At 58.4% G+C, this 16434-nt stretch carries 20 protein-coding genes; 7 read left to right on the forward strand and 13 right to left on the reverse strand.

Annotated features, from left to right (window positions below; all coding sequences use genetic code 11):
* Positions 1–30: 30 nt before the first annotated feature.
* Entirely contained in the window at positions 31–984 is a 954-nt protein-coding gene (ppk2, locus tag WCX18_RS07140; protein ID WP_345986944.1) for a polyphosphate kinase 2, read from the forward strand.
* On the opposite strand, the gene thrC is transcribed toward ppk2, so the two are convergent.
* From thrC to cutA, 3 genes are read right to left on the reverse strand one after another with little or no spacing between them, the layout of a single operon-like run.
* Positions 981–2450: a threonine synthase gene (gene thrC, locus WCX18_RS07145; protein ID WP_345990780.1), complete on the reverse strand. Its 1470-nt coding sequence runs from the start codon at positions 2448–2450 to the stop codon at positions 981–983. The two genes, ppk2 and thrC, sit on opposite strands and share 4 nt — an antisense overlap.
* Before the next feature lie 57 nt (positions 2451–2507).
* Positions 2508–3980 (reverse strand): methylated-DNA--[protein]-cysteine S-methyltransferase, encoded by a 1473-nt coding sequence (locus WCX18_RS07150; protein WP_345986945.1) that lies wholly within the window; start codon positions 3978–3980, stop codon positions 2508–2510.
* A gap of 41 nt (positions 3981–4021) precedes the next feature.
* Positions 4022–4342 (reverse strand): divalent-cation tolerance protein CutA, encoded by a 321-nt coding sequence (cutA, locus tag WCX18_RS07155; RefSeq protein WP_345986946.1) that lies wholly within the window; start codon positions 4340–4342, stop codon positions 4022–4024.
* A gap of 73 nt (positions 4343–4415) precedes the next feature.
* Between cutA and WCX18_RS07160 the strand changes: the two genes are divergently transcribed.
* The gene (locus tag WCX18_RS07160) at positions 4416–5147 is read left to right on the forward strand and encodes an NnrU family protein (protein ID WP_345986947.1); all 732 of its coding nucleotides are present in this window, start codon (positions 4416–4418) and stop codon (positions 5145–5147) included.
* Here the strand turns inward: WCX18_RS07160 and WCX18_RS07165 are convergent, their stop codons facing one another.
* Genes WCX18_RS07165 through WCX18_RS07190 form a run of 6 tightly spaced genes read right to left on the reverse strand, consistent with a single transcriptional unit; the run spans position 5148 to position 9920 of the window.
* Positions 5148–5873, reverse strand: coding sequence for an LrgB family protein (locus WCX18_RS07165; RefSeq protein WP_345986948.1), 726 nt, complete (start codon positions 5871–5873; stop codon positions 5148–5150).
* Positions 5857–6219 carry a CidA/LrgA family protein gene (locus WCX18_RS07170; protein WP_345986949.1) on the reverse strand — a complete coding sequence of 121 codons (363 nt, stop codon included), beginning with the start codon at positions 6217–6219 and terminating at the stop codon, positions 5857–5859. Before WCX18_RS07170 ends, WCX18_RS07165 begins: the two co-directional genes overlap by 17 nt.
* 17 nt (positions 6220–6236) lie before the next feature.
* Positions 6237–7088: an acetylglutamate kinase gene (argB, locus tag WCX18_RS07175; RefSeq protein ID WP_345986950.1), complete on the reverse strand. Its 852-nt coding sequence runs from the start codon at positions 7086–7088 to the stop codon at positions 6237–6239.
* The gene (locus WCX18_RS07180) at positions 7072–7995 is read right to left on the reverse strand and encodes a tetraacyldisaccharide 4'-kinase (protein WP_345986951.1); all 924 of its coding nucleotides are present in this window, start codon (positions 7993–7995) and stop codon (positions 7072–7074) included. The genes argB and WCX18_RS07180 overlap by 17 nt, the downstream gene beginning before the upstream one ends.
* Positions 7992–9110 (reverse strand): DegT/DnrJ/EryC1/StrS family aminotransferase, encoded by a 1119-nt coding sequence (locus tag WCX18_RS07185; RefSeq protein WP_345984457.1) that lies wholly within the window; start codon positions 9108–9110, stop codon positions 7992–7994. The genes WCX18_RS07180 and WCX18_RS07185 overlap by 4 nt, the downstream gene beginning before the upstream one ends.
* A gap of 9 nt (positions 9111–9119) precedes the next feature.
* Positions 9120–9920 (reverse strand): NAD+ synthase, encoded by an 801-nt coding sequence (locus tag WCX18_RS07190; protein WP_345986952.1) that lies wholly within the window; start codon positions 9918–9920, stop codon positions 9120–9122.
* Between the two features lie 207 nt (positions 9921–10127).
* Between WCX18_RS07190 and WCX18_RS07195 the strand changes: the two genes are divergently transcribed.
* Entirely contained in the window at positions 10128–10784 is a 657-nt protein-coding gene (locus WCX18_RS07195; RefSeq protein ID WP_345986953.1) for an OB-fold nucleic acid binding domain-containing protein, read from the forward strand.
* A 165-nt stretch (positions 10785–10949) separates the two neighbouring features.
* On the opposite strand, the gene WCX18_RS07200 is transcribed toward WCX18_RS07195, so the two are convergent.
* Positions 10950–11765, reverse strand: a complete 816-nt coding sequence (locus WCX18_RS07200) for a ferritin-like domain-containing protein (RefSeq protein ID WP_345986954.1) — start codon at positions 11763–11765, stop codon at positions 10950–10952.
* Positions 11766–11790: 25 nt separating this feature from the next.
* Here WCX18_RS07200 and WCX18_RS07205 point away from each other — a divergent pair, with 25 nt between their 5' ends.
* On the forward strand, positions 11791–12384 hold the full coding sequence (locus WCX18_RS07205) for an MBL fold metallo-hydrolase (RefSeq protein ID WP_345986955.1): 594 nt from the start codon (positions 11791–11793) through the stop codon (positions 12382–12384).
* A 122-nt stretch (positions 12385–12506) separates the two neighbouring features.
* On the opposite strand, the gene WCX18_RS07210 is transcribed toward WCX18_RS07205, so the two are convergent.
* Complete coding sequence (locus WCX18_RS07210; protein ID WP_345986956.1) at positions 12507–12725, reverse strand: hypothetical protein; 219 nt, start codon at positions 12723–12725, stop codon at positions 12507–12509.
* A gap of 45 nt (positions 12726–12770) precedes the next feature.
* Here WCX18_RS07210 and WCX18_RS07215 point away from each other — a divergent pair, with 45 nt between their 5' ends.
* From WCX18_RS07215 to WCX18_RS07225, 3 genes are all read left to right on the forward strand, one after another.
* Positions 12771–13496: a tetratricopeptide repeat protein gene (locus WCX18_RS07215; protein WP_345986957.1), complete on the forward strand. Its 726-nt coding sequence runs from the start codon at positions 12771–12773 to the stop codon at positions 13494–13496.
* A 94-nt stretch (positions 13497–13590) separates the two neighbouring features.
* Positions 13591–14514: an HpcH/HpaI aldolase/citrate lyase family protein gene (locus WCX18_RS07220; RefSeq protein WP_345986958.1), complete on the forward strand. Its 924-nt coding sequence runs from the start codon at positions 13591–13593 to the stop codon at positions 14512–14514.
* Positions 14511–14726, forward strand: coding sequence for a hypothetical protein (locus tag WCX18_RS07225; protein WP_345986959.1), 216 nt, complete (start codon positions 14511–14513; stop codon positions 14724–14726). Before WCX18_RS07220 ends, WCX18_RS07225 begins: the two co-directional genes overlap by 4 nt.
* Positions 14727–14731: 5 nt before the next feature.
* Here WCX18_RS07225 and WCX18_RS07230 read toward each other — a convergent pair whose 3' ends face one another.
* Together WCX18_RS07230 and mnmA are read right to left on the reverse strand one after the other, a co-directional pair.
* Entirely contained in the window at positions 14732–15346 is a 615-nt protein-coding gene (locus WCX18_RS07230; RefSeq protein ID WP_345986960.1) for an arylesterase, read from the reverse strand.
* A gap of 5 nt (positions 15347–15351) precedes the next feature.
* Positions 15352–16374, reverse strand: a complete 1023-nt coding sequence (gene mnmA, locus WCX18_RS07235) for a tRNA 2-thiouridine(34) synthase MnmA (RefSeq protein WP_345986961.1) — start codon at positions 16372–16374, stop codon at positions 15352–15354.
* Between the last annotated feature and the right edge of the window lie 60 nt (positions 16375–16434).

A 16434-nucleotide genomic window follows, 5' to 3' on the forward strand; every position in this document is an offset into this window, starting at 1 on the left:
TCCGTGTTATAATCGGCCAAAGGAGCATGTATGGGCACAAAGCACGATATGCTGGGCACGGAACTGGAAACGGGTGAGATTCTCAAAGAGATTGTCCATGACGACCGCAGGATCGAAAGCGCCGAGGCGTTCGAGCGGGAACGGCGCGAGCACAACAAGAACGGCAAGAAGCGGGTCGCCGTCTGGATCCGCAAGAGCGTGATCGACTACGAAGATGAGCTCAAGCAGCTGCAGATCGAACTGCTGAAACTGCAGAAACATGTCAAGGAGCAGGGACTGAAACTGCTGCTCATCTTCGAGGGACGCGACGCCGCCGGCAAGGGCGGGACGATCAAGCGCATCACAGAACACCTCAATCCCCGCGGCGCGCGCGTCGTGGCGCTCAACAAACCCTCGGACGTCGAGAAGACGCAGTGGTATTTCCAGCGCTACGTCGAGCACCTCCCCAGTGCGGGCGAGATCGTCCTGTTCGACCGCAGCTGGTACAACCGCGCCGGTGTCGAGCCCGTCATGGGGTTCTGTACCCAGGACGAGCACCAGGAGTTCCTGCACGAAGTTCCCCAGTTCGAGAAGATGCTCGTCAATGCCGGCATCATCCTCGTCAAGTTCTACTTCTCCGTCTCGAAAAAAGAGCAGGCGAAGCGCTTCAAGGAGCGCGAACGCAACCCGCTAAAGCACTACAAACTCTCCCCCATCGACCTGCGTTCACAGGAGCTGTGGGACAAATACACTATCGCCGAATACTCCATGTTCATGGCCTCGCACACGGAGCACGCCCCCTGGACGGTCATTCATGCGGACAAGAAGAAAAAAGCGCGGCTCAACTGCATCAAATACATTCTGAAACAGCTCGATTATCATGACAGGGTGGAGAAGAAAAAGCTGAAGACGGACGGTGAAACGCTCTATTCGGCAGACAGGATGATCGCCGCGTTCGACAGCAGCGTCGCCCTGCAGCCCGAAAAGGCTGAAAAAGGAGATTAGATAAAGTTCAGGATCTCCGCTTCGATCTGCTCTTTTTCGATAATGGTATCCTGAACGACCGGCTTGTCAAAGAGGGCCTTGATCATGTCGGGAATGCCGATATTCGCTTCGGCGGCGATCGCGTTCAGGGCGTCGATGTCGTGCGTATCGATCTCGCCGGTGAGCGCGTTGGCGATCGTCGGGGAGAACTTCGTCCACTCGGCCGTGGAGTAGGCGATGGTTTTGAGTTCCTTCGTCGCGCAGCTCTCGTAGGCCTTGAAACAGGTGGCCGTATGCGGGTCCATCAGGTAGCCGTGTTCCAGCGCGATCTTGATGAACTGCTTGCCCTCGTCGCCTGTTGCGAAATCCGCCGCGAAGAACTCCTGCAGCTTGGAGAGCTCCATCGTGCAGAGCTCGTAGTAGTGCTCGTTGTCAAGCTGCTCCATCAGCGCCTTCGTGCGTTCTTCGCCGAAGAGATCGTACAGGATGCGCTCGACGTTGGAGGATTTGAGAATGTCCATCGCAGGTGACGTCGTCGCAACGACGTGGGCGTCGCGCAGGTCGTATTTCCCCGTCGTAATGAGGCGTGTCAGGACGTTGTTCTCGTTGGAGGCGATGATGATCTTCTCGACCGGCAGCCCCATCTTCATGGCGTAGTAGCCGCCCAGGGCGTTACCGAAGTTGCCGCTCGGCACATCCAGGTAGACCTTCTCGCCCATCGTGATGGCACCCTGGCGCACCAGCTCGAGGTAGCTGTGGATGTGGTAGATGATCTGGAAGATGATCCGGCCGAAGTTGACGGAGTTCGCCGCGGAGAGGGAGGTGTTTTTCTCCTTCAGTGCCGCTTTGAAGGTGTCGGAGCCGAGCAGGCGCTTGAGGGCACCCTGGGCATCGTCGAAGCTCCCCTTGATACCGATCACTTTCAGGTTTTCCGCATCCTCGGTCACCATCTGCAGGCGCTGAACGTCACTGGTTCCGCCGTCGGGGTACATACACGCGACCTTGACGTTGGCGCGGTTTTTGAATGTTTCCAGCGCCGCCGGTCCCGTATCGCCGCTCGTCGCCGCGAGGATCAGGTAGTTCTCGTTTCTGGCCTGTGCAATGGAAGAGAGCACGACGCCGAAGGGCTGCAGCGCCATGTCTTTGAAGGCGCGTGTCGGGCCGTGGTAGAGTTCGCTGACATAGAGGTCCTCTTTGACCTTGACGACCGGGACGGGGTTGGAAGGGTCGTCAAAAGCGTCGTAGAGCGCAAGCGCCTCGTCGATGACCGCTTCGTCGATGTCGATACCGAAACGCGTGAGCATATCCTTTGCCATCGTCTTGTAACTGCTGCCCAGGTGCTTTTGCAAGAAGGTCTCGCCCAGCTCCGGAAGCGCTTCGGGGACGTACAGCCCGCCGAAAGAGGCGATCGGGCTCAAAATCGCCTGGGAGAAGGTTACTTTTAAAGGATGGGTTCCGTCATTTCCACGTGTCTCGATAAACTGCATCATCTTCGCTTTGAAAAAATTTTTCGCAATTATAGCGAAGCGGGAGTTAGAGGCGCCCTAAACGAAACGGTAGCGTTTTTCGGCAAAATCGACGACCCTGCCCCTGCGTACCTGAACCCCTTCCGAAGCCAGCAGTGCGATCTTGCCCCGGACACCGCCCTCGCCCGAATAGCTGCCGACACGGCCATCACTGCGGACCACACGGTGGCACGGAACCTCCGGAGCATACGGATTGCAGCCCACGGCCGTACCGACGGCGCGGACCGCATTTGTGCCCAGAAAAGCCGCCAGGTCCCCGTAGGTCGTCACCTTCCCTTTCGGGATGCGCTTCAGCGCCTCCCAAACCGACTGCTGGAATGGGGTGCCCTGCATCCGGGGCTCGCTTGTACCTCTCACAGTCTGCGTGTCGTTCCTTCCGGCCGTCCACTGCCCGATCCGGAACACGACGAACTCGGCCGGCCGTACCGCTGCGGCACCGATTTCGACAACCAGCCGCCCGTTATCGACATCATCCTGTGTCATCGTCGTCCGGTCGCACCGGACAAAAAAAGCCTCCTCCGGCTTGACACCACTCAACGCCCCTTTGCGCCACTCTGCGTAAAGAAAGTTTGAGACGGCCCCTTTTACCTGCGACCAGAGCGGTTCGCCGTTGGGTTCGAACACGGCCCACTGAGTGCCTTTATCAATGGACTCTTCCAGGTAGAGGAGGAAGCGGCGGACATTGACATACTTCCACTCCGAACCCGGAGGGGCGATGGTCCGCGCCCCCCACACCAGGATGCCCCGCCCGGGGAAGCTGAGAATGCAGTTGATCCCTTCCGGGTTCAGCAGGGCCTGCTCATTCTGGGTAATGCTCCGCTCCAGAGCTGCAGCCCCGTCAATGAGCGCATTCGCCGGTGCCTTGAAGACACCGCGTTTACCATCAATCCTGGCGTAGATCCCTGCGATGGCACCGCTGGGCGGCACCGGTTTTGTCTCCGTGACCGGGTTCCCGTCACCGTCAACCGTTTCAACCCCCATGACAATCCACGGATAGTAGAGTGCACCGATCCCCTTGTCCGACACGAGACGGCTCTTCTGAGCCCTAACCGTCGCGACGTCCGCCCCCGCAATGCTGTCTAATATACAGAAGCGTCCCCCCGCCGCTTCGCAGTGGGCGATCACTGCCGACTGCACCTCGTAGGTGGTTGCACCGGGGATGCAGACAATGCCCACTTCATCAACCTGTTCCAGTGCCGTCAGTCCAGAACACAGGCTGTTATGATCTTCGACATTGACGACATAGCAGCGCTGCCCGCCGTTGGCAAAAAAACTCTGAACTGCCGGTGCAAGCCAGGGGGTGTCGTCGCTGTAGCGGCCGTACGTATCCGTAAACTCCCGCCCGGAGGTTGTCAGCACGGCAGTGCCATGCTCGTTCGGCAGCGCTGCAACGCCGACAAAGCCAGCCGTGGCAGTCCACACCCCTGCGATAGGGCTTGCCCCCGTCGCCATCTCTTCCACGTAGATCCCGGGGGAATTCAGTGTTGCCACGGCATGCTCCTAGTGTGCCGGTGCCGAAACGGGGAGCCGTTTCACTTCACACTCGCCTGAAGCCACCCCAGGTAACTGTCGTTGCCGGCGACGATGGGGGCGGCAATGATCTCGGGGACGTCGTACGGGTGCAGCGCCTCGATGCGCGTTTTGAGACTCTCGAAGGCGGCTGCGGTCGTCTTGATGATGAGCAGCACCTCTTCGTCCTCGCAGTATTCGCCTTTGAAGATATAGTGCGACATCACGGCAGGAAGACGGTTGACGCAGGCGCAGAGCTGCTCCTTTACCACGGCTTCGGCAATATCTTTGGCGCTGAGTGCATCGGGGCACGTACAGTAAACGATGATCGATTCTGTTTTCATGACTTCATTATAGCGCTTATCGAAAAACCGGGCTGCGCAGAAAAAGAACAGCCATCATAAAATATAATACAGCATGCAACAGATTCTTCTCTTTATTTACGCCCTCTTCGCCTACCTGTCGGCGATGGTCTCCGTCTCACTGCTGATCCTCTGGGTCTACCCCTGGTCATTTATGCCGTTCACCATCGACAGCGGCAAGAGCGGCAGTTTTGCATTGGTGATCAACCTGGCACTGATCGCGCTTTTCGGTCTGCAGCACTCCGTCATGGCCCGAACCGCCGTCAAGCAGGTGCTTTTCGGTGCGCTGCCCGTCGCTTTCCGCACCTCGACCTATACAGTCCTCTCGGCGCTCTGCCTGCTGCTGATCATCCTGCTGTGGCAGCCGATGACAGGCACCGTGTACGCGTTCGAAACCGGGCCCCTCTTCTGGGCGGCGACGCTGCTCTACGTCCTGGGGTGGAGCATGGCCTTCGTCGCGACTTTCCAGATCGACCACTTCGAGCTCTTCGGGCTGCACCAGGGGTACCGGGCACTGCGGGGGATTCCGGAACCCGAAGTACGTTTCCAGAAAAAGGGATTCTACCGGTATGTACGCCATCCCATCCAGACCGGCACCGTGATCGGCCTCTGGGCCACGCCGGTCATGAGTACGGGGCATCTGCTCTTTTCAACGGGGATGACGCTCTATATTCTTATCGGACTGGTCTTCGAGGAGAAAGACCTTGTCAAAACGCTGGGAGAGGCCTACCGACGCTACCGTGAAGAGGTGCCTATGCTGCTGCCGTTCGGGAAAAAACGCGCCTGATCAGCGCCACCCCAGCCACTCAAACAGGGGCGGCAGCAGCAGGGCCGTCAGAAAAGCGGCCAGCGCCATCGCCAGCCCGGCAAAGGCGCCGCTGACGGGGTGGACTTCGAAGGCCCGCGCCGTTCCGACACCGTGGGCCGTCACCCCCATCGCCGTCCCCACCGCGCTCTCATCCGTAACGCCTGCCGCTTTAAGTACGCGCAGCCCGATTACCGCCCCCGTAATCCCCGTAAAGACGACAAATGCTGCCGTCATCGCCGGGATACCGCCGAGCACTTCACTGATGCCCATGGCCACCGGCGTCGTCACCGATTTCGGTGCCAGGGAGAGCAGCGTTGTACGGTCAAGCCCCAGCACGTAACCTATCGCCACGGCGCTGAAGGCCCCGGTCAGAACGCCGACGGCCAGTGACACCGTCACGGGGAACCAGATGGCGCGCAGCCGGGCCATCTGGCGGAAAAGCGGCACGGCAAGGGCCACCGTGGCGGGTCCCAGGAGAAAATGCAGGAACTGCGCCCCGGCGAAGTAGGCGTCATAGGAGGTATGGCTCAGCTCCAGCAGGGCGATCAAAACGACGATGGAGACGGCCACGGGGTTCAGCAGGGCCGCGCTGCCGCTTTTGAGAAAGAGTTTCTGCGCCGCGAGGTAGACGAGGATGGTCAGCGTCAGCCACCACAGCGGCGAGGCGGAAAGGTAGACCCAGAAGCTGTCAAACGCCATCGGCATGCTCCGTTTTCTGACGTCGCAGCAGCCACTGCATCGTCCACCCCGTCACCACCAGCGTGATCACGGCACTGGCGAGCAGCGTCACCCCCAGTTTCAGCCAGATACCGCCCAGGGCATCGAAGTACACCATCACCCCGACCCCGGCGGGCACAAACAGGAGTGCAAGGTATTTGAGCAGTCCGTCGGCGGTCAGGTCCAGATCGTGGGAGGAACGGCCCCGGTAGCGGAGCCAGAGAAAGAGCAGCAGCATCCCGAGCACGGGACCGGGCAGCGGCCAGCCCGAGAGCCGCACCAGCGCCTCGCCGCAAAGCTGGCAGAAAAGCAGGAGAGCCATGCCGTTGAGCATCGTATCGCCCCTGATGCCTAGAGGGTAATCTGCGTACCGATACCCTCTTCGGTAAAGAGTTCGAGCAGGATGGCGTGTTCGATCCGGCCGTCGATGATGTGGGCTTTCTGGACACCGCGCTCGATCGCCTCGATACAGGCATCGACCTTCGGAACCATACCGCCATGGATCGTTTTGTCGGCCTTGAGCTCTTCGACTTTCGCTTCGGTCAAGGAGGAGAGCAGCTTGCCCTCGGCGTCGAGGACGCCCGGGGTGTCGGTCATAAAAACGACCTTTTTCGCCCCGATGGCCCCGGCGATCTTGGAGGCTGCCAGGTCGGCGTTGATGTTGTAGCCCGGATGGCCCGTCTCGCCGTCGGAGGCGATCGGCGCGATAACGGGGATGAACTTCTCATCGATCAGGCGGTGAATGACGTCGGCCTTGACATGCTCGATCACCCCGGTAAGGCCCCATTTACCGGCATCTTTGGGCTGCGCACGCAGAAACTGCGCGTCTTTGCCGTTCACGCCGAACGCGCTGGCGCCGTGGGAGTTGAGCAGCGCGACGATCTCGTTGTTGACCTCGCCGCACAGTACCATCTCGACGATGCGCATCACTTCCGGGGTCGTGACGCGCTGCCCGTCAATGAACTCGGTGGGAATGTCCAGTTTGGAGAGCATCTCGTTGATGCGCGGTCCCCCGCCGTGAACGATAACAGGACGGATCCCGACAAGATACATCAGCAGCACGTCTTTGGCGAATTTCGCCTTGAGCGTTTCGGAAGTCTGTGCCGCGCCGCCGTATTTGATGACGACGATCTGGTTTCTGAACTCCTTGATGAACGGCAGCGCCTCCAGGAGGGTCTTGACGGTATCAATCTTTGTTTTCATCGTATGTCCTGATGTAGTGTTCCACTGCTTCGGCCAGCGCGTCACCGAGCTCCAGGCGGAGCTCCATCAGCGCAAGCGGAAGGTCAAAGTGGCGAATTTTAACGTAATCTTTATAAGTAACGAGCAAGGCGTCCGCCCCGTACTTTTCGAGGATGGCGGCCAGTTCGTCGCGGGTGAAAAAATAGTGGTCGGGGAAGGTTTCCCTGGCGACCACGTCGGGCAGAAACGGGTCAAGCCGCTCGGGCCGAGCGATGGCCGTCACCAGGACCATCTTCGCGGCGGCATCCCTGATCGTGACGCGGCGAGTGAAATCCTCCCCCTCCCGGACAAGCCGCGCTTTTTTCCCCGGCCAGAGCCGCTCGCGGAAGGGGCCGGCGGGGAGGCAGAAGCCGTTGGCGGGCGTGACGTCAATGACGATGTCATACTTCGCGATAAAGTGTTTGCCGTAGCCGTCGTCGAGAAAGACGCATTCGCATCCCATCGCCTTCGCCTGTGCAATGCCCGCTTCGCGGTCCTCACTGACGATGACGACGGCCTGGGGCAGCTGCAGGGCGTACAGCATCGCCTCGTCGCCGCTGCACGCGACATCACAGAGGATGCGCTGTCCGTCGGAAACGACCTGCAGGCCGCTGCTTTGGCGTCCGTAGCCGCGCAGCACGACGGCGGGGTGCGTATAGTGCTGTGCCAGCGCCACCGTCAGGGGGGTCTTGCCGCTGCCGCCGACGGTCAGGTTCCCGATGCTGATGACGGGGAGTCCCTGCTTTCTCGGGACACTGTTTTGAAAACGGCGGAACATGATGAAACAGTAAAGGGCGCCGAGGGGCCAGAGGATATAAGCGAGCAGACGCTGAAAGAGCGAGGGGGCGTAAAAGAAGCGCTCCCCCCAGGCGACGAGGCGGGGTTTCACACGCGGTTTTTCGCCAGGTCGATGACCGCGTCGCAGACGAAATCGACCTCTTTGTCCGTGATGGAGCCGAAGATCGGCAGGGAGAGGACCTGCTGGTAGTTGCGCAGTGCGACCGGGAAGTCGTTGATGCGCAGGTTGTATTTGTTCTTGTAGTATGCCATCAGGTGCAGCGGGATGTAGTGCAGCCCCGTCTCGATCCCTTTGGCCAGAAGATCGCGGGCGAACCCGTCGCGGTTCTTGTCGATCTTGATGATGTAGTTGCTGAAGGCGTGATCCCCGTGGATCTCCGGAGGAGTGATATGGTAGACCCCTTTGAGCCGTTCACTGTAACGCGCCGCCACCTCTTTCTGGCGGGCGATCACCTTGTCCTGGTGGGAGATAAAGGCGTCGTTGAAGGCCGCCTCGATCGGGCTCATCGTGTATTTGCTCCCGATGTCGACGACGTCGTAGATGTAGCTGAGCCCCTCTTCGTCACGCACCATGGCGTGGTTGCGCAGCAGGGTCGCACGCTCCATCATATCGGCGTCGTCGGTCACGAGCATCCCGCCGTTGCTGATGGTCTGTTTCATGTGCGGGCTGAAGCTGAAGCAGGTGATGTCCGCGCCCGTCGAGCCGATCTTCTTCCCTTTGTAGGTCGCGCCGAGCGCATCGGAAGCGTCTTCGACGATCTTGACGTTGTAGATCTTGGCGATGTTGTAGAGCCGGTCAAGGTCCATCGGCTGGCCGGCAATGTGCGAGACGATAACCGCCTTGAGCTTCTTGGCACTGTTGGCCTCGAGGTAGCGCTCAAGCTTGTCGATATCCATGTTCATCGTCCACTCGTTGACGTCGATAAAGATCGGTTCGGCGTCAAAGTGGCGCACGACTTCCGGCACCGCCGGGAAGGCGTTGACGGAACAGAGCACCTTGTCCCCGCGTTTGAGGTCGATGGCCAGCATCGCCAGGTGCAGAGCCGCCGTGCCGTGTGACGTTGCGAGCGCATAGCCGCAGCCGATGTAGTTCTCAAAATTCGCTTCGAGATCCTCCACGGCGAATTCGGCATCGCCCTGCAGTACCTGCTCGACCTTGTTACGTTCCTTGGGACCGATCTCCGGCCGGTAAAACGGTACTTTCATCCTCTTCTCCTATAATGTGATATCGCGTGGATAGTTAAAATCATGGTTGATCGTCCGCGACGTCAGTTTCGCGATGACGGGCATTTTGCGCTTGAACTGGTTGCGGTAGATCCGTGTCAGGATCAGTTCCACCAGTGCCGCATCACACCCCTCTTCGATCAATTCCGTTTTGCTGGCACGCTCTTCGACGTAGCGCCGCAGCACGGCGTCGATCTGTGCGTAGCTGTATCCCAGCTCCGCTTCGTCGCTCTGCCCCGCCCAGAGGTCTGCCGAAGGGGGTTTGCTGACGATGCTCTCCGGGACTTCCAGGTGGCGCGCCAGTTCGAAAACCTCTGTTTTATAAAGGTCGCCGATGGGGTTGACCGCGCTGGCCAGGTCCCCGAACAGCGTTCCGTACCCCAGCATCAGTTCACTCTTGTTGCTTGTACCCAGCACCAGCGCACGCTCCCGCGCCGAGATGTCAAACAGCGTCGCCATCCTCATCCGCGCCGAAAAATTCCCGATACGGAGGTTATCCATCGCCTCGTGCTCGTACGCTTTGAGCATCGGCGCAATGCTGTGGGTCTCTGCGCGGATACCGAAACGTTCGCAGAGCTCGTCGGCATCGTCCAGGCTGCTCTGCGACGAGTAGTGCGACGGCATTTTGACACAGAGCAGCCGGTCCCCGAAGGCACGATGGGCCAGGACGGCGACCACGGCGGAATCGATCCCGCCGCTCAGCCCGACGACCACCCGGTTCAGACCGGTCTTCTCGACTTCGTCAACAAGGAACTTCGTCAAAAAGTCGCTGACCATTGCGTATTTGCCCATCCGCGGTTCCTTGTCATCTTTTTATGCTTCCCTTGCGTATCCCGCTATAAAGGATTTTATTTAGAGAAGCCTTAACAATTAAAATTATATCAAATTTTCCTTCGCAAACGATAATCATTACAATCCAGAACTTTTTTCTCCCTCTTTCCCGATCGTTGTATATGCATCTGATATGATGCAAAGACCAAAACAGCGAGGAGAATTCGAATGAAGACATTATTCATTCTTATAATGACAGTTTACGGCCTCTGGGCAGCCGGTCCGAATGCACCGGTGCAGCATACGGCACGCGTCGTCGAGACGATGGATGCCGGAGGCTACACCTATATGAAGGTTTCCGAAGGCAGTGCACCCTACTGGGTCGCGGTGACGGCGACGAAAGTCGGTGTCGGTGACAACGTCTCTTTCACCGAACAGATGTGGATGCCGAACTTTAAAAGCCGTGCCCTCGACCGTACCTTCGACAAGATCCTGTTCGCCTCCATGGCGCCGGGTGCCGCCGCGACCGCAGAGCGTGTCCAGCCCCAAAACGCCCCCAAAGAGCGCCTGAAAAAAGCCGAAGGCGGCTATACCGTTGCGGAAGTCTTCACCCAACGCCAGGCGCTCAAGGGCAAAAACGTCAAGGTGCGCGGCAAAGTCACCAAGATCTCCAGACAGATCATGAAGCGAAACTGGGTCCACCTCGAAGACGGCAGCGGCGATACCATGACGGACGACCTGGTCTTTACGGCAAGTAGTGTAGCGAATATTAAAGAAGGCGATATTGTGATTGCAACGGGAAAAGTCGAGACGGATAAGGATTTCGGGTACGGTTACTTCTACCCGGTCATTGTCGAAGAGAGTACGTTTGCCAAAGAGCGCTGATCAGCGCTCTTTTACGCCCCCGGAGCGAATCAGCACCGAGGCGCCGAAAATCACCAGTGCCGCCAATGCCACGACAGTCTGGGTCTGCGCGAAGAAAGCGTAATCCATTTGTTCCCCTTTTGTTACCTTTATGTAATCCTATTGTAACAAATTAGCTTTCTTTCGTCAACAGATCTTTTCCGTACTCATACGGTTGAGTTCGCTGCAGCTGAAACCCGCCGCTTTGCGGGCATCGACGTTGAGGTATTTCTGGCGCGGGTAGCTACCCGGGCAGCACTGCTCGACAATCTCGAAATAGACCGATTTGTCCCTCCCCGCCGCTTCGCAGGCGTAATCGAACCAGCGGTCCCCCTTGCGGACATGCTCCACCTCCTCATCCAAAATCACCTTCAGCGCGTCGACGATCCGGGCGATCATGGGATCCTTTTTGATCGGTATCAGTTTCTCGAGGATCTGCGGGGTCGCATCCAGTCCGTTCGCCTCGAAATAGCGCGGTACGACCGCCATGCGTTCGAGCAGCGTCAGTGTCTTCTGGCCGGCCTCGAAGAGCCCCGCATGCACCGGCAGAACGCCGTAACGACTGCCCAGCGCTTCGAGCAGGGTATGCAGCATCTCGAAGTGGCGGCACTCGTCGTCGGCGACTTCGAGCCAGTCGTCGTAGAAGGCTTTCGGCATTTCCGTGAAACGGTAGGCGTGGTCCAGGGCCAGGTCGATCGCGCTGTATTCGATATGGGCAATGGCGTGCAGCAGCAGGATCTTTCCCTCGTCGGTGACGGGGCTTTTGCGTTTGGGGACGTGCTGCGGCGGGACGATCTCGCAGACGGAGGCAAAGGAGGGTTCGTCGAAACAAACCGGGGTAAACGCCGTTTCGAACGAAACTTCCCCCGCTTGGTATGCAGCATAGAAGGTACGGAACGCCGCCAGCTTCGCCGCCGGCTCCGCGGTCTGGATGATCGATTGCAGGGTGGTGTGAAATAGCATGTATAATTCTACCAAAGGAAAACGTATGCAGATCAAGAAAAAGCCCATGGGGCCCTACCAGACCAACTGTTACATCGTGACGGAGAACGGCAGCGACATCATTATCGATCCGGGCGTGGGCGCCGTGGAGTGGGTCAAGGCCAATGTGACGAACCCCGTGGCCATCCTCAATACCCACGGCCATTTCGACCACGTCTGGAGCAACCAGGAGCTTAAAGAGTACTACGGCATCCCCCTGTACACCCCCAAAGGCGACGTGATGCTGCTGCAGAAAAGCGGCTGGATGCCCGACCTGCCGCCCTCCTACCCTGACGTCGAGGTCGAGGGGGACCAGACCTTCGAGATCGGCGGCATCGAAGTGACCTTCCGCCACTTCCCCGGCCACTGCCCCGGCTGTTCCATGATCGAGATCGGCGACGCCGTCTTCAGCGGCGATTTTATCTTCCAGAACTCCATCGGCCGCGTCGACTTCCCCTACTCTTCGCCCGCAGAGATGAAAAAGAGCCTCAAGAAGTTCCTGCAGCTTGATTACGACAAGACAGTCTACCCGGGCCACGGCGGAGCGACGACCATCAAGGCCGAGCAACGTAACGTCCCCTACTGGCTCAATGCCATCTGATTCTTTGTGACGTGGCAGGTTGTCTCATACCTGTCAATCATCCGCAGCTACCCCTTCCGATTTCCCCCTTTTTAGACCCGCCGCCCAAACAGATATAAAGCACTACTCTGTCCTCTAAGACATCAGGGCTGCAGGCTGCAACGGATCAAGCCGCCGTTCATCAAATTTAACCCGCTTTCTTTGCCGCCGGGATCGTCCGTGATCGGGCAGTAAACACTGAAGTTTCCTGTGAATTTTGATACAGATTGACCATTCCAAACTGATAATTCAGGCCATAAAAACCCCCTAAAACAGGAGCAAAGAGCGGATAAAGCCTGCTTCGATACCATGCGGCGGCTCATTGCCTCTATCAACATTCTTTTATCACTATCCAAAGGATCCAAATCATGAAAAAAACCATCCTGTTACTGCTGGCAACCGTGCCGATGTTCGGCGACGCTTTCAACGAAGGTCAGTTTGCATACGACAAGGGTAATTACCGCAAGGCCGCCATCCAGTGGGATAAAGCCTGCAGCACTGGTGAAGAAACTGCCTGCTACAACCTCGGTATCATGTACTACAACGGCCAGGGCATCGGCCAAGACTATGCCAAAGCCGCCGGTTTCTACAAGAAAGCATGCGACGCGGGGAGTGCACTGGGGTGTACAAACCTCGGCCGCATGTACGAGCACGGCCGCGGTATCGCCAAGAATGAATCCCGAGCCGTCACGCTCTTCCGCAAAGCGTGCGACGCGAACGAAGCAGCGGGATGCTTCAACCTCGGCAATATGCTCGGCGACGGCCGGGGCGCGGAACGGGACTATGCACAGGCCGCCAAATACTTCGAGGACTCCTGTGACGCCGGGAATGCCCACGCCTGTACGAATACCGGCAACCTCTACAGCTCCGGCAAGGGCGTAAAGCGCGATGCGGCAGCGGCGGTCAGGTACTTCAAAAAGGCTTGCGATAACGGCAGCGCCAGCGGCTGCTATAACCTCGGAAATATGTACACGCTCGGTGAAGGCACGAAGCGCAATGATGCGGCAGCGGCGCTGCTGTACGGCAAGGCTTGCGACGGCGGCTCTACGCTCGGCTGCAAATACTACAACAAATTGAAGCAGGCAGGGCTCTGATTTTTCATTTATTCATTCGGTAGTTTGCGGTAGCATGTTTACAACACAAAGGAGATGGTAATGGAAATGGGCACCGTGAAGTTCCCGCAGCTTGATGACGGCAAAACGCGCTACCCCGGCCCCTGTCGGCTTCATGCGAACTGAGCCCATCCATCCCGCCGAGCTGGGCGGAACCCTCTTCGTCCCGGCGACGCATCCCGGCCTCACCGCCGTGCTTAGCGGAAAGAAGTACCCGCAGCTGCGCAGCTGCGTCATCGATCTTGAAGACGGCATCAACGCCGCCGATCGCCCCGGGGCACTCCGGCAACTCCAAATCCTCCTGCCGCAGCTCGCTGAGACAACCCTGCTCCGTTTTCTCCGCCCCGCCTCGCCGCAGATGCTCGCCGAGCTGCTGCAGATGGAGGGGATCGAACGGTTTGAGGGCTTCGTCCTGCCGAAATTCGGCACCGACAATGCGGAGACATGGCTGACGCTTCTGAACGACAATGCATTCGCATTCATGCCCTCCATCGAAGGCGATGATCTCTTTTCGCAGGCAAGGCTTCATGCCCTCGCCGAACGCCTCCGGCCCTATCAGGCGCGCATCCCGACAGTGCGTTTCGGGCTTGAGGACATGCTGCGCCAGCTGGGGATGACACGCGACTGCGTGACGCCGCTCTATACACTAGTCGCCCCGGCCCAGGTGATTGCCACGCTCCTCACCGTCTTCAAACCACACGGTTTCAACCTTTGCGGCGGCGTCTACAAATGTTTCCGGGATGCGGATGGGTTTGCGAAAGAGCTCGAAGCGGATCTGACACAGGGGCTCTTCGGAAAAACGATCATCCACCCCTCCCAGATCGATGCCGTGGAAGAGGCCTACCGGGTCGATGCTGCGGCGTTGGCGCAGGCGGAAACGATCGTTTCCGCATCATGCAATGTTTCAAGCTTTCGTGGTATGATGGTGGAGAAACCGACCCAGCTGCCCTGGGCGCAGATGATTCTGCGGCGCGCAGCGCTCTACGGAGTAAACGCATGACCAAATTTGTCCACAACGCCCCGTCACAGGATGAAGTCTATTCTTTCAATATGCAGGTCTCCCACAGCGAGAACTACACGACCTACCGCATTCCCCTCGGGTCGACGTCCGAAGGACAGAAAGAGCGCCTCTCGCGCCGCTACGGCATTCCCGTGCGGATCCTTGAAGACGAGCGCGAACTCATCATCAAGATCATGAACGAAGTCGGGTAAGAGGGCTATTCGATATACCCCAGGGAGCGCAGGCGTGCCGCGACCCTTTCAGCGATCACACGGTATCCCGCCGCGTTGGGATGAACATAATCCGCTCTGAGCCCCCTGTCACCGAGTACGTCCGGCAGCAGAGAAGGCATATAGGGTATACCTTCCTCATCTGCAACCTCCTTGTAAAGCGGCAGCGACGACATGCCGAATACGCCAAACGTAGGAACGCCGATCAATACAACATCGATGCCTTTGCTTTTCGCGAGCTGGACGATACGTTTGAGGTTGGCTTTGAGGCGTGCATGCGAGCGCTGCTGCAGAATATCGTTCCCGCCAAGACAGAGCAGCATCAAGCGGATGCTCTCATCTTCAAGCAGCCGGGGGAAACGTACCGCGCCCTCCTCTGTTGTCTCGCCGTTCACCCCGGCATTGATCACAGGGAGACCGGTCAGCGTATGCAGCACCGCGGGGTAGCTTTCAGCGGCTTTTGCGCCGTATCCGTAGGTGATACTGTCGCCGAACGCGAGGATCTTTTCACCGGGTTGCAAGGGCGTCATCTCCGCATCTGATTTCAGGAGATAGAGGGCAGCCAACAGCAGCAGAAGGATGAGGGCAAAAATTTTGACCATCACTGCTACTCGATCCAGCCTCCGCCGATCAGTTTGTCACCGTCGTAGAAGACGGCAGCCTGTCCGGCTGCGACGCCCAGGACAGGCTCCTGCAGCTTGATCTGTGCTTTTTCCCCTTCAATCGTGACGTGGCACGGTACGGCTTTCGTACGGTAGCGCAGTTTGACCGTCGTATCGAATTCACTGCGCTCGTCGAAGAGGTTGATATTGCCGATGGTGACATCCCATATCTCCAGATCTTCTTTCATGCCGACGACGATCTGGTTCGTCTCGGGCTTGATCTCGAGCACGAAGTGCGGTTCATGCGCACCGTGAACGGTAAAGCCTTTGCGCTTGCCGATGGTGTAGTGCATATACCCTTTGTGCTCCCCGACAACGTTCCCTTCACGGTCAAGCACCTCGCCGGGCTGATCGATGTTCACGTAATCCTTGAGCACATCGGCGTAGGTCGTCTCGACGAAGCAAATCTCGCTGGATTCCGCCTGGGAGGCAAAGGACTCCAACCCCTCGACGGCAGCGGCATAAGCCTTGATATCCGTCTTTTTGCGCTCGCCCAGCGGGAAAATGAGGCGCGGCAGGATCTTCTTGTCGACGTAGAAGAGGAAGTAGCTCTGGTCTTTCGTATCGTCTTCCGCCTGGTAGAGGAAGCGGCCGTCAGTCTTGATATAGTGGCCCGTCGCCAGGTAGTCCGCGCCCACCTCGTCGGCGAAATCCGCCAGGGCACCGAACTTCATCGTCCGGTTGCACAGGGCGCAGGGATTGGGCGTACGTCCCGCCTTGTAGGTTTCGACGAAGGGGGTAAAGACGTTCTGGTTGAACTGCTCCTGCAGGTCGAGGACATGCAGTTTCACCCCGGCGAAATCGGCCGCCTTCTGGGCGCGTGCCTGGTGGATCTCATGGTAGCCCGGTTTGGAGTGCAGCTTCATGTACACCCCTTCGACCTCGTATCCCTGTTCCTTGAGCAGCATGGTCGTCACCGTCGAATCCACCCCGCCGCTCATCCCGATAAGCACTTTTTTCTTTTCCATTGCCCTTCCAGCATTTTTTCGCAATTGTAACAGCATTGTGATAATTAAACCTAATATTTT

The organism is Sulfurimonas sp. HSL1-2, assembly GCF_039645565.1.
In the GTDB taxonomy this organism is placed as follows: domain Bacteria; phylum Campylobacterota; class Campylobacteria; order Campylobacterales; family Sulfurimonadaceae; genus Thiomicrolovo; species Thiomicrolovo zhangzhouensis.

Coding starts and splice junctions, on each gene's coding strand:
- WCX18_RS07190 (WP_345986952.1), bottom strand. CDS start 9,920: ATGGGCAAATACGCAATGGTCAGCGACTTTTTGACGAAGTTCCTTGTT.
- mnmA (WP_345986961.1), bottom strand. CDS start 16,374: ATGGAAAAGAAAAAAGTGCTTATCGGGATGAGCGGCGGGGTGGATTCG.
- WCX18_RS07205 (WP_345986955.1), top strand. CDS start 11,791: ATGCAGATCAAGAAAAAGCCCATGGGGCCCTACCAGACCAACTGTTAC.
- WCX18_RS07170 (WP_345986949.1), bottom strand. CDS start 6,219: ATGCTCAACGGCATGGCTCTCCTGCTTTTCTGCCAGCTTTGCGGCGAG.
- WCX18_RS07230 (WP_345986960.1), bottom strand. CDS start 15,346: ATGGTCAAAATTTTTGCCCTCATCCTTCTGCTGCTGTTGGCTGCCCTC.
- WCX18_RS07195 (WP_345986953.1), top strand. CDS start 10,128: ATGAAGACATTATTCATTCTTATAATGACAGTTTACGGCCTCTGGGCA.
- WCX18_RS07225 (WP_345986959.1), top strand. CDS start 14,511: ATGACCAAATTTGTCCACAACGCCCCGTCACAGGATGAAGTCTATTCT.
- WCX18_RS07200 (WP_345986954.1), bottom strand. CDS start 11,765: ATGCTATTTCACACCACCCTGCAATCGATCATCCAGACCGCGGAGCCG.
- WCX18_RS07210 (WP_345986956.1), bottom strand. CDS start 12,725: ATGAGCCGCCGCATGGTATCGAAGCAGGCTTTATCCGCTCTTTGCTCC.
- ppk2 (WP_345986944.1), top strand. CDS start 31: ATGGGCACAAAGCACGATATGCTGGGCACGGAACTGGAAACGGGTGAG.
- WCX18_RS07220 (WP_345986958.1), top strand. CDS start 13,591: ATGACGGCAAAACGCGCTACCCCGGCCCCTGTCGGCTTCATGCGAACT.
- WCX18_RS07165 (WP_345986948.1), bottom strand. CDS start 5,873: ATGCCGATGGCGTTTGACAGCTTCTGGGTCTACCTTTCCGCCTCGCCG.
- thrC (WP_345990780.1), bottom strand. CDS start 2,450: ATGCAGTTTATCGAGACACGTGGAAATGACGGAACCCATCCTTTAAAA.
- WCX18_RS07215 (WP_345986957.1), top strand. CDS start 12,771: ATGAAAAAAACCATCCTGTTACTGCTGGCAACCGTGCCGATGTTCGGC.
- WCX18_RS07185 (WP_345984457.1), bottom strand. CDS start 9,110: ATGAAAGTACCGTTTTACCGGCCGGAGATCGGTCCCAAGGAACGTAAC.
- argB (WP_345986950.1), bottom strand. CDS start 7,088: ATGAAAACAAAGATTGATACCGTCAAGACCCTCCTGGAGGCGCTGCCG.
- WCX18_RS07160 (WP_345986947.1), top strand. CDS start 4,416: ATGCAACAGATTCTTCTCTTTATTTACGCCCTCTTCGCCTACCTGTCG.
- cutA (WP_345986946.1), bottom strand. CDS start 4,342: ATGAAAACAGAATCGATCATCGTTTACTGTACGTGCCCCGATGCACTC.